This window comes from Pseudomonas brassicacearum (assembly GCF_003732225.1).
Classification (GTDB): domain Bacteria; phylum Pseudomonadota; class Gammaproteobacteria; order Pseudomonadales; family Pseudomonadaceae; genus Aquipseudomonas; species Aquipseudomonas brassicacearum_E.
The window spans coordinates 94,439-108,901 of record NZ_MOBJ01000013.1; the positions used below are offsets into that span (position 1 = coordinate 94,439).

The following is a 14,463-nucleotide window of genomic DNA, read 5'->3' on the forward strand; positions in this document are numbered from 1 at the left end:
GTTACGTCAGCCAGCTCACGTTTTCAAATCAGGGAATGGGTGGATTGTTCCAGCGTTGCACAGTGACAATCATGTGGCCCTCGCCGGTCAGGGATTTCCCTGCGTCGTCGACGGCGGCGATCACCTTGAGGTTGCCGGCGTTGTTGGTGGACATCTTGCGCGCAGGGTTCGGCCCCGCATCACCCGGGGTGAACACGCCGCTGTCGGCCTGCATGGTGCCGGCAAACTTGACGTCCTGGTCTTCCTTGGCGCGGTCGTCGAAGGCTTCGACCTTCCATTGCGCCGGGAACACACCGATGCGATACGGCTTGCCATCGGCGCCATTGCCCCAGGCTTCGGCGTCAAAACGGCCCTGGACTTTCGGCGTCGAACCGCCGCCCTCACCGATCCGCGCCACCGAGAATTCCGGCACCACCTTGACCTCGGCAATCTGGCTGTAGACTGCCAGCGTCACGCCTTTCAAGTTGCCAATCGTGACCTCGCGCGCACCAGGCTTGGCATCGGCGGCGGCTTTGATTTTGACCTTGATGCGCTCTGGACTTTGCTCCAGCACTTGCGCCACTTGCACTCCGCTGCCGAAGTTCGGCGTGCCTTGCAGGCCGGTGCCGATCAGGGTGACTTCGGTTTCGCTGCCGGCCTTCAGATAACCCGGCTGCACCGCCAGTAAACGGCTGGAGCCTTGTTTGGCGGCGATAAAGTCGACGCCACGTTCATCGTGCTCGGCTTCGAACATCCGGCCCTGCAGTTCAGTGCCCTTGGCGGCAAACACCTGACGCATGACGACGCCGTCGATGGTCACGTTGCCGCGCCATTCGTAACCGCTGTAGAGGATCGCGCTGCCGTCGCCATTGAACGGGCTGCCATCGGCGTATTGGCCTTTGACCGTGACCTTGAACTGATCAAAGCCCGAGGCGCTGACGCTCATGACACCGGCCAGTTCACCCTTGCCCGGCAAGTGACCGCTGAAGCTCCAGTCCCCCACCAGCGTTTCGGCTTTCGGCGCGGTTTTCTGCCAGGCTTTCCAGGCCGGGTTGTCCAGCGGATAGCGCTTGGCCAACAACGGCACCATGTCTTTGCGGGCAATGTCGAACCAGTCGCGGTCGCGGGCCAGCGCCTGGTATTCCAGAGACGGCCATTGGCCGAGGTGGAAATTCACCAGACGCTCCCACTCCTGGGCCGGCCGCCGTTGCAGGGCCACCCGCGCACCGGAGTGGCAGCGGCCGCACATCTGGCTGGTCTGGTCGTCGAAATGCTCGACAGTGTTGAGTCGGCGCTCCAGCGCGTAACGCACGCCATCGGTTTCACTCGGTGCCAGGCCTTGGGTATCGGCGAGGTATTTGACCAGTGTGCGGCGATCCTCATCACTGATCTGCAAACCGTGCATGGTCTGCATCCGGGCGATGCTCATCAGCCAGCCTTCGGGGGTTTTACGCTGGTGGCTGATACGGCTCAAGGCATTGTCGGCCTCGGGGGTATGACAGCCCTGGCAGGTTTCCTTGAGGATGGTTTGGGCATCACGCGCAGCCATGCTTTGCGGAGCATGCAGGGCGGCACACGCGGCGAGCGCCAGCAGACTGGCGCTCATGCCTGATCGGAGTTTTCTCTTCATCAACGTCGAACCTCGCACGGTGCTTTCTTATTGTTGTGATCTGTTGTTTTTATGGTTTCTGCCGCCGGCTAACCGGTCGCTGGCGGAGGCAAGAGAAACGTCTGCGAAGGAGCAATACACGGAGCGTGCCAGCTTATTAATAGTCTTTAAAATCAGATAATTAGAGATAAGTAGCGACTTTTGATCACAGTTGAAAAACATGAGCGGCGTCTAATATCGCGACAACTGTTGCACTCTGAGACGAGCATAGATGACGCCCTGCGTATACGATGGCCAGCTATCCGCTTAACCGCTTCAGCTACGGGAACTGCGCCATGCTCAATGCTTTGCTCTTCGACCTCGACGGCACCCTGACCGACACCGATGCGCTCCATCTGCTGGCGCTGCAACAGCTGTTGCTGGAGGAGGATGGCCGGGTCTTCAGCAAAGCCGAGTTCGAAGCGCATGTGAGTGGCCAGGCCAACGCCAACATGTGCCGCTACCTGTTCCCGGACCGCTCGGTGGCCGAGCGCGAAGCGTTCGCCGAACGCAAGGAAGTGCGCTTCCGTGAACTGTCGCCACAACTGACACCGATTGCCGGGCTGCTGCGTTTACTGGATTTCGCCAAGGCTCAAGACATCGGCATCGCCGTGGTGACCAACGCGCCACGGGCCAACGCCGATCACATGCTTGAAGCTCTGGGCCTGCGTGAGCGTTTCGAACATATCGTGGTCGCCGAGGAACTGCCCCGCGCCAAACCCGATCCCCTGCCCTACCTCACCGGCCTCGAACGTTTGCACGCCAGCGCCGGGGTGACCCTGGCGTTCGAAGACTCGATCCCCGGCCTGACGGCGGCGGTGAAGGCCGGGATTTTCACCGTGGGCCTGGTGACCAGCCAACGCCGCGAGACACTACTGGCCGCCGGTGCGCATCTGGTGATCGAGGACTTTGACGATCCGCAGCTGTGGGCCGTGATCGACCGCATGGTGAGCCGTTAATGGTTATAGATGTCTCATCCGCGTCTCAGTTTGCGACAACGCCGCGCACTCCTGTCAGCTGCTTTTGGCACTGCCCCCCGCTAAATACAGCCCTTCGGCAAACTGGCACAACCGTTGCGAAAGACCTCGTCACACGAACAAGACGAGGTTCCACCATGCCGCTTCCTTATCTGCTTCCTGCCGTTTCGGCTTTCATCCAACGCGCGCCGCGCATGCTGATCGGCGCCGACTGGGTCGAGGCCGCCGACGGCCAGACCATGCCTTTGCACAACCCGGCGACCGGCGAAGTGCTGTGCGTTGTACCGAAGGCTACGCCGGACGACGTGGATCGCGCCGTACTCGCTGCGCGTCACGCGTTCGATGATTCAGCCTGGACCCGCACCCGACCTCGGGAGCGGCAAAACCTGTTGTGGAAACTCGCTGACCTGATGGAGCGCGACGCCGAATTGCTCGCGCAACTGGAATGCCTGAACAACGGTAAAAGTGCCGCCGTGGCGCAGGTCATGGACGTGCAGTTGTCCATAGACTTCCTGCGCTACATGGCTGGCTGGGCGACCAAGATCGAAGGCTCCAGCGTCGAAGTCTCGCTGCCGTTAATGCCGGATGATCAGTTCCACAGCTTTATCCGTCGTGAAGCAGTGGGTGTGGTCGGCGCCATCGTTGCCTGGAACTTCCCGCTGCTGCTGGCCTGCTGGAAACTCGGCCCGGCCCTGGCCACCGGTTGCACCGTGGTGCTGAAACCGGCGGATGAAACGCCGCTGACCGCGCTGAAACTCGCCGAGTTAGTACTGGAAGCCGGCTACCCGAGCGGGGTGTTCAACGTGGTCACCGGCACTGGCATCACCGCAGGTTCGGCGCTGACCCACAACCCGTTGGTGGACAAACTGACCTTCACCGGCTCCACTGCCGTCGGCAAGCAGATCGGCAAGATCGCCATGGATTCCATGACCCGGGTCACCCTGGAGCTGGGCGGCAAATCGCCGACCATCGTCATGGCCGACGCCAACCTCGGCAGTGCCGCCGCCGGAGCGGCCAGCGCGATCTTCTTCAACCAGGGTCAGGTCTGCTGCGCAGGTTCGCGGCTCTATGTGCAGCGCAAGCATTTCGACAATGTGGTGGCCGACATAGCCGGTATTGCCAACGCCATGAAGCTGGGTAACGGCCTGGACCCGAGCGTTGAAATGGGCCCGCTGATCTCGGCGCGCCAGCAGGAGCGGGTCTACAACTACATCGAAATGGGCCGTGAAAGCGGCGCGACCATCGCCTGTGGTGGCGAGCAATTCGGCCCTGGGTTCTTCGTTAAACCGACAGTGATTGTCGACGTCGATCAAAAGCATTCGCTGGTTCAGGAAGAGATCTTCGGCCCGGTGCTGGTAGCGATTCCGTTCGATGACGAAGCCGATGCATTGCGCATGGCCAATGACAGTCCGTATGGTTTGGGCGCGAGCATCTGGTCCAACGACCTGGCGGCCGTGCACCGGATGATTCCACGGATCAAGTCCGGTTCGGTCTGGGTCAACTGCCACAGCGCCCTCGACCCGGCATTGCCGTTTGGTGGTTACAAGATGTCCGGCGTGGGCCGGGAGATGGGGTATGCAGCGATCGAGCATTACACCGAGTTAAAGTCGGTGTTGATCAAACTGTAATCATTGGTGCTCTCCAGACCGTCATCGCGAGCAAGCTCGCTCCCACATTGGATCTCTAGCGTTCACCAGATCCCTGTGGGAGCGAGCTTGCTCGCGATGGCGCCAGACCGGTCACCTCAACTGTCAGGGTTGAAACCCCTGCCCCAGCAACCAACTGCGCACCACTCGCCCCTGATCCACCGTCAAACCTGCCAGCGCTTGCTCGGCGGGTTCGGTTTGCAGGCGACGCAGCAACGGCGCCAGCTCCACCCCTTGCACGTGCCAGATCCCCAATGGCTGATCCGCCGTGATCACCACTTCGGCCTCGTCGACAAATCCATCGCGCAGTACCGGTGCGCGTTCAATTCTCAGAGACGCAAAATCTGCGGGTGCATGAGCAAGCTCCGTATCCGGCCATTGTCGACGCGCCCGCCAGAACGGTTGCTCCGGCCAGCGCAGTTCATCGGCATAAAAATCCCGGCCAATGCGCGCAAACCGCAAAAACAGCTGCTCGACCCGTTGTTGATGAAAACGCTGAGCCAATGCCGCCCGCTCAGGTTTACGCAACAAGGTGTTGATCACCACCGGCGCCTGCAACGCTGAAGACAACGACTGAAAGATGCCGTTGCCCGACAGCGGATCAACCGCCATAGCCGCATCGCCAACCCGAATCCAGTTATCGCCGCACACCTGTGGATTGAGAATCGCCGTGCTGCTGCGGGCATGCAGTTGCAGATCGGTTTCAGGCCGCCCCCCGAAAAAATCGGCGGCCAACGGCGAGCCCTGACGGCGCTGGCGACAGTAGTCTAGCAACTGCGCTTTGCCCGGCAACCCGGCGCTGGCCACGTCCACGGTCAACTGCCAATAACATTGACCATCGGCCCGTCGCGCCATCCAGGCCCAACCGTCCTGCAGACTTTCCACAGCGCTGGCGGTGCTGCCGGGCGCGCCCTGCCAACGGTTGAGCAGGCTGACCGTCTCCGGTCCGCGCGGTCCTTTGCCAAGCGCTGGCGCCTGACGACCGCGAGCCTCCACCAGAAACCCGCTGAACAACTCACCATGACCTTCGACCTCAACCCGATGGCCTGACGCCTGGGAGTGGACGGCCAGCACCCGGCCTTCAATCAGCTCGACGCCGGCCAGGCGCAAGTCCTCACGCAGGCCTCGATCAAAGCTCGGCCGATCCAGCAGAAACTCGATGTTTTGCGCATGCTGCTGACCGTTCCACGACACCTGCCGCTGCGACGGCAACGCGGCCTCCGCCAGTGCCTGATTCAAACCGGCGCTACGCAGGGCTTCGAGCACCCGTTGCGAGACGCCTTCGAGCGCCGCGAAACGCCGCCAATCGCTGATCAGCGTTACCGCATAACCCATCCGACGCAGCCCCAGCGCCACTGCCGCACCCGCAGGCCCGGCACCGAGAATCAGGATCGCGCTCATGTCCAGACTCGCCGCTCGGGGCCACGATAACGGGCGTTATCGCGCAGCCATTCGAGAATCTGTGGATTGCTCGCGTCAAGGTGTCCGGCGAGGAAATTGGCGATATGCCCGGTCAACGCCGCGCAACCGAGACTGGCGCCGGATTGCCCTGGATAGGTGCCTTGAACGCAGGCGGCAAAGTCGGCCTGCTGACTGTTCAACCACGACCATTCGTGTTCGCCGCAACGTGCATCGCCGGTCACCCGCAACACCTGTGGGTAACTCGCGGGGTACACGCCCTCGCCTTGCGCCGGGCTCGACGCGCACAACAAAACACCACGGGCCAATGCTGCCGAACAGGCTTCACGCAGCAGGCTGCGGTCCTGGCGCAAACCCAGGCTGAGGTTGATTACCCGCACGTCCTGCGCCACCAGCCAATCGATCGCCGTGGCGATTTGCAAGGCACTGGTCACCCCACGCTGGTCGAATACTTGCGCCACACAAAAACGCGCCGAGGCAGCACGTCGGCTGATCGCCTCGACGACCGCGCTGCCGTGGCCCAGAGGGTCGTCACGCAGTTGGTCTTCGGCGAGCCCATCCTCGACCAGATAAAACCTTCGCCCGACGCTCACCTGCCCGCGTTGCGCCACGGAATGCCCACTGTCGACCACGCCAATCCGTAGCTCAGGCTTCATGCAGCACCTGCACAGGCGTCAGCACGCCGTCGAATAATTCAAAGCGCAAATCGGCATCGGCCAGGGTTGAGGGGCGATGGCTGATCAGGATCCGCGTGCGCCCGGTAAACAGTCGGTCGATGGCCTCGATGACTTCCCGCTCTGTGGCCTCGTCGACTGCCGAGGTAGCTTCATCGAGCACCAGAATCAGCGGATCCTGCAACAGCGCACGGGCGATAGCGATCCGCTGTTTCTGCCCGCCGGACAACTGCTGACCACGCTCGCCCAAAGGACTGTCGAGGCCTTCGGGCAGGGACGCGATCAAGCTGTCGAGTTGCGCCAACCGCGCCACTTCGACCACCGCCTCACGGCTGGCATCCGGCACCGCATACGCGAGATTATCCGCCAGACTGCCGCGAAACAGCACGATGTCCTGGCTGACGACGGCAATCCGCCGACGCAACTCGAACAGCTCCAGTTCACGCAGATCGATGCCGTCCAGCAGCACCCGGCCGGACTGCGGGTCGTGGTGCCGTTGCAGCAGGTCGATCAGTGTCGACTTGCCAACCCCGGAGCCGCCGCTCAGGGCAACTTTCAAACCGTAAGGAATACGCGCCTCGATCCCGCGCAAGGTCACCGGGCGGCCAGGATGGCTAAAATGCACCGCCTCGAAACACAGTTCGCCAGAGCTCGGCATTGGCTGCGGCGTTACCGGCGTGACGACGCTCGGCTGTTCACCGCGCAGCTCCATGACCCGACCGAGGCTGACGGTCATCCGTTGAATCGCCACATACAACCCGAGCAAGCTCTGCACCGGCCCGACCGCCATCCCCAGATAGGTCGAAAACGCGATCAACGCGCCGAGCTGCCAAGTACCCTGCACCACCCAGTAACCACCAATCAAAAACGCACAGGCCCGCGACAAAGAGGTCAGCGTGCCAGGCACTGCTTGGGTGAAAAATTCGGTGACTTGCAGGCGCAGCAACTGGCTCATGTAGCCCTGCCCCAATGTTTCGAGACGCCGCGCTTCGCGTTGCTGCTGGCCGGCGGACTGGATGAATTTCATCACCGGCAGGGTTTCGACCATGAACGAGGACATGTCCGCCGAGCGCTCTCGCAATTGCCGCACATCACGCTCGACCTTGCGCCGCATCCAGCGCAGCCAGAGCACGTCCAGCGGAATCAACACCAACGCCAGCAGCGAGAGTTTCCATGACAGGGTCAGCAACATCGCCACCGCGCAGACCAGACCGATGACACTGGAAACGGCCGAGAACAGCGAGTCGACGGCAAACCGCTGGATCTCCGCGACGTCTCCGTCGAGGCGCGACATCAGGTCGCCGATCCGCCGTTGCCCGTAGAAGCCTGGCGACAAGGTCTGCAAGTGTCGATAAAGGTCATCGCGCAGGGCAAACAGAATGCGCCCCGACAACCGCGTGTGCAGGTAGCGATTGATCCCCGATAACGCGGTACCGAGCAGTCCGGCGACAATCATCAACCCGGCGATCAGCACCAGCATGGAAAAGTTGTGCGCCAACAGTCCATCGTCGATCAGCAACTTGGTCAGCCAGGGCTGCACCAGCACCAGTAACGAGGCGCACACCGACAACCCGAGCAGCCCGGTTATCGCCAGCCGATGCGGGCGCACGAAGCCGTAGAGCCACGCAAGCGCGGCATCCAGTGCCTGGGGGTTGTGGCTGTCGACCAGCCTGACGATCAAGCGACGCATCAATTGCGCAACTGTTTGAGCTTGCGATACAGCGTCGCTCGGCTGATGCCTAGCGCATCGGCGGTGGCCGAAACATTGCCATGATGACTGTCGAGGGACTGTCGAATCAGCTCCAGCTCGTTCTCGCGAATACTGCCGGAGGACGAACGTTCGCTGGCATTCAGCTCATCGAGCATGCTGTCAGGCAGATGATCCAGGCTGAGCACGCTTTCACCGGGCTCGCGCATCGCCAGCGCGGTACGCAGCACCATCTCCAACTGGCGGATGTTGCCCGGCCAGTGGTAACCGGCGAGCAGATTGCTCAGGTCCTCTTTCAGCTTGACCGTCGGGGCGTCGAGTTTGCCAAGCAAGCGCTTCACCAGCTCACTGAAATCATCGCGCTCGCGCAAGGCCGGCAGCATCACGCTGATGCCGTTGACCCGGTAGAACAGATCTTCGCGAAAGTGTTTGTCCTCGACCAGACGCTTGAGGTCGCGGTGAGTCGCGCAGATCAGCGCGACGTCGATGTCTTGCTCTTCACCGGCGCCCAGCGGCGCGACCTTGCGGTCCTGCAACACCCGCAACAGGCGCGCTTGCAACGCCAGCGGCATGTCGCCGATTTCATCGAGGAACAACGTGCCGCCATGGGCCTGTTGCAATCGACCGATCATCCCGCCCCGCCGTGAACCGGTGAACGCGCCTTCACGGTAGCCGAACAGTTCCGACTCGATCAGGCCTTCGGGGATCGCTGCACAATTGACCGCGACGAAGGGTTTGTCGCAGCGGCTGCCGGCCATGTGCAATGCCCGGGCGATGACTTCCTTGCCAGTGCCGGTTTCCCCCAGCAGCAACACCGGCAACTCATTGGCCAGGCCTTGCCGGGCCATGCGCAATGCACGCGCATACCGCGCATTGCTACCGGCCAGGGATTCGAGATCGGGTTGGGATTTGGTGCTTTTGGCAACACTGCGCGGCGTGCTGCTGACGTTAATCGAGCGCCGTGGCGCCCGCAGGGTTTTGTAGAAAAATTCGCCCTTGGCGGTTTGCAGACTGCCGATCCCGTCTAGTTGCAGACGCGCCAGCAATTGCAAGCCATCAACCCCGAGAAACTCTTCGCAACGACGACCGACCAAGGCTGAGCGCTCGGCATTGAGCAACTGGCAGGCTTGAGCACTGACGGCCAGAATCTGCCCGCCGAGGCTTACCGCCAACAGCCCTTGCCAAGGCGATTCGAGGTACTGTCGACGGCTGTGGAAGGCCAGCACGATCTGCTCGGGGAAACTTGCATTGAACACCCGGCTTTCAATCTGACTGACCGCCATCGCCAGCAACGAGGTGCTGTCATGCACCCGACCCAACGGGCCTTCGCGGGTCAGGTCGAGTACGCCAAGGATGTCGCCCTGAGGGCAATGAATCGGCACCGAAGTGCAGGAAAAATCGCTGAGACGATCGAGGTAGTGTTCGCCGCAGTCGATCAGTGTTGGCCGGGCTTCCACCAGCGCAGTGCCGAGGGCGTTGGTGCCGCGTACAGCTTCGCTCCAGCAGGCGCCCAGGGTGATGTCTTGCAGGCCAGTGCCCTTGAGTCGGTCGGCGCGGCCTTCAACCGCGAGAATGGTCGCGTCGGAATTGGCGAGGATGATCAGCCCTTCCTTGCCCTGACGCGCGGCCAGGTAATCGATGGCCGGCATCGCGGCGTCGATCAGCAAGCGATTGCTCGCCAGCAACACCTCGAGGCTCGCGCTCGATTCCAGCGCCAGCTCATGCTTGCCATTGAAGTGCACGCCATGGCTCAAGCTGCGCCGCCATGAGGCATCGATTTCAGCGCGCAACACCCCGCTGGGGACTTCGCCTTCAAGGTGAAGTTTCTCCCGGGCCAGCCGGGCTTCATGTTGCAGCTCTGGAGTTATTGTTTTTATAAGAGTCATCAAGCGCTCCGGATCGGTCCGCCCAGTCTCTGGCCGGGTCACTTCCAGACATGCGACGAAGCACGCATGCCATGGGGAAATATCTACCCGGTTCAGATGGCAGTAAAGGGAAGTTTGCCCGATACCTCGGACGGCCCTTCCCTCAAGCAAAACCTGCGCCATGGGAAATCGGCGCCAGCGCTTATCTTTACGTTAACGTCAAAGGACTGGCAAGTGCCACAGAGCGCCTGACTCGGTGTTCATGAGCAATAGGACTCGCGTTGTGACTCGATCAGGGTCAATGCCGCAGACCAGGCCAGGTCGATGATGTTCTCGGCATCGTCCTGCTCGAACTGTTCAGCCGTGTGGGTGCAAACCGCTGACGATGGGAAGTTCAGCTCACAGCCGCCCGCAAGCGCCTGGACCTGTGCCTGACAGGCGCGCTCCAGGAAGTAAATTTCCTGGAACGCGTGGGCCACGCTGGCGCCGCCCACCAACAGCCCGTGATTACGCAGAATCATCGCCTTGTGCGGCCCCAGATCGGCAATCAACCGCTGACGCTCGTCCAACGACAAGGCGATACCTTCATAGGTGTGATAGGCCAGCTTGCCGTAGAACTTCAGTGCGTGCTGAGTGATCGGCAGCAGGCCTTGCTTCTGCGCAGCCACCGCCATGCCCGCCGCCGTGTGCGTGTGAATCACACAGTTCAGATCGGCGCGCGCCATGTGGATGGCCGAATGGATTACGAAGCCCGCGGTGTTGACTCGATGATCCGCGTAAGCCGGGTCGACAATTCGGCCCTGCGGGTCGATGCGCACCAGATCCGAGGCGCGCATGCGATCAAAGATCACCCCGTAACGGTTGATCAGGAAGTGATGCTCGGGACCCGGAATCCGCAACGTGATGTGGGTGTCGATCAGGTCAGTCATGCGGAAATGCGCGACCAGCCGATACAGGGCTGCCAACTCGCACCGGGCCTGCCATTCAACAGCGTTCATCTCTTCAGGCTTACTCACAAATCCACCTCTTCTTGTACGTGATGGCGACCGGGCGTTCCTTGGGTGAGCGAAGCGCAGACGCCGATTATCGACAGCACGGTGTGCTTGTGGGCTTTATCGCGGCCGGGCTAGGATTAGTCAATTTTCAAATTCTTAACTTTGCTATTAGTAATGCTAATAGATGGAGTTTCTATGCCCTCATCTCCCTCGCACTCCAGCCGGCGCTTTCTCAATGACCGGCTCGACTGGAACCTGTTGCGCACGTATCTGGTAATCGGCCAGGAAGGCAGCATGAGCCGCGCTGCTGCGCGCCTGCACATTACCCAATCGGCGGTGAGCCAGGCGCTCAAGCGTCTCGAAGAGCAACTCGACTGTGTACTGATTGTTCGCAGCGGCCGGCGCTTCGACCTCACCGAGACTGGCGAAGAAGTGCTGCGTATCGCGGCGGATATTTATGGTGATGTTTCCCGTTTGGGGACGGTGCTGGAGAGTCGTCACGATGACGTGGTGGGCAAGGTGCGGATCCTTATGATCAGCGGTATTCAGTCGGTGTACTACGATGAGTTTCTGGCTGATTTCCATGAAAGTCACCCGAACGTCGAGCTGGAAGTCGAGGTGATGGGCAGTTCGGACATCATCAGTTCACTGCTGCAAAAAACTGCGACGGTAGGCGTTGGTCTATGCCGACAGCGCCAGCCTCGGCTGGAGCAACGCGTGTTGTTTCGCGAGCGTTATGGGTACTTCTGCGGCCAACGCCACCGGTTGTTCGGGCAGGAGAATCTGACACTCGAACAACTTGCCGCCGAGCACTTCGTCAGCTTCACCAGCGACCAGTTGGGCGGCAATCTTTCACCGCTGACACTGTTTCGCGACCAGCAAGGCTTTACTGGCAAGATCGTCGCATCATCGACCAGTTTCGAAGAGATTCATCGGCTGATTTGTGCAGGGTTCGGGATTGGTTGTTTGCCCGTTCACCTGGTACGGCGAGACGTCGAGCAGGGGTTGCTGTGGCGTTTGCCGCCTGAGGAAGGCGTGGCGGATCTGGATATTCAGCTGCTCTGGAATCGCGAGCAGAAAATGACTCAGGCCGAAACGGTGTTCCTGGATAGCTTCCAGCACCTGCTCGGCAAGCATGAACAGGTGCTGTAGCTGTTAGCACTTCAAACGTGAGGATCGTTTGGTGGTTTGCTCGGGCTCGCGTATTGCGGCTTCAGGTGACCGTCCTTGTCCAGCAGCCACGCATCCATGATCTGCCGTACCACGGGACCGGCAACCCGACCGCCGGCCTCGCCGTTCTCGATCATTACTGAAATCACGATCTGCGGATGTTCGGCCGGGGCGAAACCGACGAACAAGGCGTTGTCGCGGTTACGCTCGCGGGTCTTCAAACGGTCGTAGCGTTCACCCTGTTTGATCGCTACCACTTGTGCGGTACCGCTCTTGCCTGCGATCCGGTATTGCGCCCCCACTGCTGCCGCACGAGCGATGCCGCGTGGATCGTGCATGACCATTTGCATACCGTGGTTGACCTGGTCCCAGTCCCGTGGATTCTTCAGCAGGATATTCGGCATCGGATGCTCGTCCACCGGCGCAACGCCGTCGATCGTCTTGGCCAGGCGAGGTCGGTTCCACACGCCTTTGTTGGCGATCAGAGCAGTCGCCTGAGCCAGTTGCAGCGGCGTCACTTGCATATAGCCCTGACCGATCCCGAGGATCACCGTTTCACCCGGGAACCACGGTTGGCGACGAGTAGCGCGCTTCCAGGCCTGGGATGGCATCAACCCGGCGGACTCTTCGAACATGTCCAGCGAGACCTTCTCGCCAAGGCCGAACTTCGCCATGTAATCGTGCAGACGATCGATGCCGAGCTTGTGCGCCAGGTCGTAAAAGTAGGTGTCGTTGGAGCGCATGATCGCCGCATCCATGTCGACCCAACCGTCGCCACTGTGATTCCAGTTGCGGTATTTGTGATCGAAATCCGGCAGTTGGTAGTAACCCGGATCGAAGACCCGAGTGGATGCCGTCACTACGCCGGTGTCGAGCCCGGCAATCGCTACTTCCGGTTTGATCGTCGAGCCCGGCGCGTACAACCCGCGTAATACCCGGTTGAACAGCGGGCGGTCGATGGAGTCATGCAGCGCCGCGTATTCCTTGAAGCTGATGCCGGTGACGAACAGGTTCGGATCGAAGCTCGGTTTGCTAACCATTGCCAGCACTTCACCGGTTGCCGGATCAAGAGCAACCACTGAGCCACGACGGTCGCCCAACGCGTCTTCTGCCGCTTCCTGAAGCTTCACATCGAGGCTGAGCACGATGTTCTTCCCGGGAATCGGGTCAGTGTGCTTGAGCACTCGCAGCACCCGCCCCTGGGCGTTGGTTTCGACCTCTTCGTAGCCGACATGACCATGCAACTCGGACTCGTAGAATTTTTCGATACCGGTCTTGCCGATCGACTGGGTACCGCGGTACTCGACGGTGTCCAGTGCCTTGGATTCTTTCTCGTTGATGCGCCCGACATAACCGATCGAGTGGGCGAAATGCGCGCCCAGCGGGTAGTTGCGAACGAACTGCGGCTCGACGTCGATTCCCGGCAAACGGAACTCGTTCACCGCCAGTACGGCGATCTGCTCTTCAGTCAGCTCGTAGAACAGGGTGACCGGAACAAAGGGATGGCGCGCCTGTTTCATCGCCTTGTCGAACAGCGTGCGGTCTTCAGGAGGTAAATGCAGCAGGCTGACCACCGAGTCCAGCTCACCCTTCACATCGGTCGCGCGCTCGCGGGTGATGGTCAGGTTGTAGCTCGGCCGATTGTCGGCCAGCAGCACGCCATTGCGGTCATAGATCAGGCCGCGAGTCGGGGTAATGGGCAGAACGTGCACCCGATTGTTTTCGGAGATCGTCGAGTGATAGTCGAACTCGACCACTTGCAGAATGTACAGGCGCGCAACCAGTGCACAGGTGATGGCAACCACGAACAGCGCGCAAGCCAACAACCGCTTGTTGACCAGACGCGTTTCTGTTTCATGGTCTTTGATCGGGATCGGTTCGGGCATTTCTGCAGCAACTCTTTGACTGGGTTAAACGCCATTCCCTGCGCGTGACATCAGTCCATCAAAAAACGAGCTGCACCATACCAAAAACTGCACGGCCGCTTTAGGACTAATTTCCTGAGTGGCTGTCCTTGACGGCCAAAACGACAGTCGGACGCGCTACGGGCTCACAGTAAAGACACGGCCATGAGCGAAGGTCACTTTCTCGCAGACAAAACAAAACCCCTACCTGCGGTCGCAGATAGGGGTTTCGGAATTTAATCTTGACGATGACCTACTCTCACATGGGGAAACCCCACACTACCATCGGCGATGCATCGTTTCACTGCTGAGTTCGGGATGGGATCAGGTGGTTCCAATGCTCTATGGTCGTCAAGAAATTCGGGTACTGAGTCGTCGCCGGTTGGCTTCGCTTCAGCAAATTGGGTAGGTGATAGATTTGTGTGTTTTTTCCGAACTTTCGGTGTACTTCGTCTTCACACACCGCAATCTGGCGCTC

General features: G+C 60.6%; 10 protein-coding genes and 1 rRNA gene. 3 read left to right on the forward strand and 8 right to left on the reverse strand.

Annotated features, from left to right (window positions below; all coding sequences use genetic code 11):
* Positions 1-28 precede the first annotated feature (28 nt).
* Positions 29-1,609 carry a quinohemoprotein amine dehydrogenase subunit alpha gene (gene peaA, locus BK659_RS19670; protein WP_123426636.1) on the reverse strand — a complete coding sequence of 527 codons (1,581 nt, stop codon included), beginning with the start codon at positions 1,607-1,609 and terminating at the stop codon, positions 29-31.
* Positions 1,610-1,923: 314 nt separating this feature from the next.
* On the opposite strand from peaA, the gene BK659_RS19675 reads away from it, so the two are divergent.
* Both BK659_RS19675 and BK659_RS19680 read left to right on the forward strand, forming a co-directional pair.
* A complete protein-coding gene (locus tag BK659_RS19675; RefSeq protein WP_123426647.1) occupies positions 1,924-2,586 on the forward strand; it encodes an HAD family hydrolase in 663 nt (220 codons plus the stop codon).
* Between the two features lie 155 nt (positions 2,587-2,741).
* Positions 2,742-4,232, forward strand: coding sequence for an aldehyde dehydrogenase family protein (locus tag BK659_RS19680; RefSeq protein WP_123426637.1), 1,491 nt, complete (start codon positions 2,742-2,744; stop codon positions 4,230-4,232).
* 123 nt (positions 4,233-4,355) lie between these two features.
* Here BK659_RS19680 and qhpG read toward each other — a convergent pair whose 3' ends face one another.
* The 5 genes from qhpG to BK659_RS19705 all read right to left on the reverse strand — a co-directional run bounded on the left by qhpG (position 4,356) and on the right by BK659_RS19705 (position 10,932).
* Positions 4,356-5,651 (reverse strand): flavin-dependent monooxygenase QhpG, encoded by a 1,296-nt coding sequence (gene qhpG, locus BK659_RS19685; RefSeq protein ID WP_123426638.1) that lies wholly within the window; start codon positions 5,649-5,651, stop codon positions 4,356-4,358.
* Complete coding sequence (qhpE, locus tag BK659_RS19690) at positions 5,648-6,325, reverse strand: subtilisin-like serine protease QhpE (protein ID WP_123426639.1); 678 nt, start codon at positions 6,323-6,325, stop codon at positions 5,648-5,650. Before qhpE ends, qhpG begins: the two co-directional genes overlap by 4 nt.
* Entirely contained in the window at positions 6,315-8,033 is a 1,719-nt protein-coding gene (locus tag BK659_RS19695) for an ABC transporter ATP-binding protein (protein WP_123426640.1), read from the reverse strand. Before BK659_RS19695 ends, qhpE begins: the two co-directional genes overlap by 11 nt.
* On the reverse strand, positions 8,033-9,937 hold the full coding sequence (locus tag BK659_RS19700; RefSeq protein WP_123426641.1) for a sigma-54-dependent Fis family transcriptional regulator: 1,905 nt from the start codon (positions 9,935-9,937) through the stop codon (positions 8,033-8,035). Before BK659_RS19700 ends, BK659_RS19695 begins: the two co-directional genes overlap by 1 nt.
* A gap of 239 nt (positions 9,938-10,176) precedes the next feature.
* Positions 10,177-10,932 carry a class II aldolase/adducin family protein gene (locus tag BK659_RS19705; RefSeq protein WP_123426642.1) on the reverse strand — a complete coding sequence of 252 codons (756 nt, stop codon included), beginning with the start codon at positions 10,930-10,932 and terminating at the stop codon, positions 10,177-10,179.
* A gap of 174 nt (positions 10,933-11,106) precedes the next feature.
* On the opposite strand from BK659_RS19705, the gene BK659_RS19710 reads away from it, so the two are divergent.
* A complete protein-coding gene (locus BK659_RS19710) occupies positions 11,107-12,063 on the forward strand; it encodes a LysR family transcriptional regulator (protein ID WP_123426643.1) in 957 nt (318 codons plus the stop codon).
* 11 nt (positions 12,064-12,074) lie between these two features.
* Here BK659_RS19710 and mrdA read toward each other — a convergent pair whose 3' ends face one another.
* Together mrdA and rrf are read right to left on the reverse strand one after the other, a co-directional pair.
* Positions 12,075-13,967, reverse strand: coding sequence for a penicillin-binding protein 2 (gene mrdA / locus BK659_RS19715; RefSeq protein ID WP_123426644.1), 1,893 nt, complete (start codon positions 13,965-13,967; stop codon positions 12,075-12,077).
* 258 nt (positions 13,968-14,225) lie between these two features.
* Positions 14,226-14,341 (reverse strand): 5S ribosomal RNA (gene rrf, locus BK659_RS19720).
* Between the last annotated feature and the right edge of the window lie 122 nt (positions 14,342-14,463).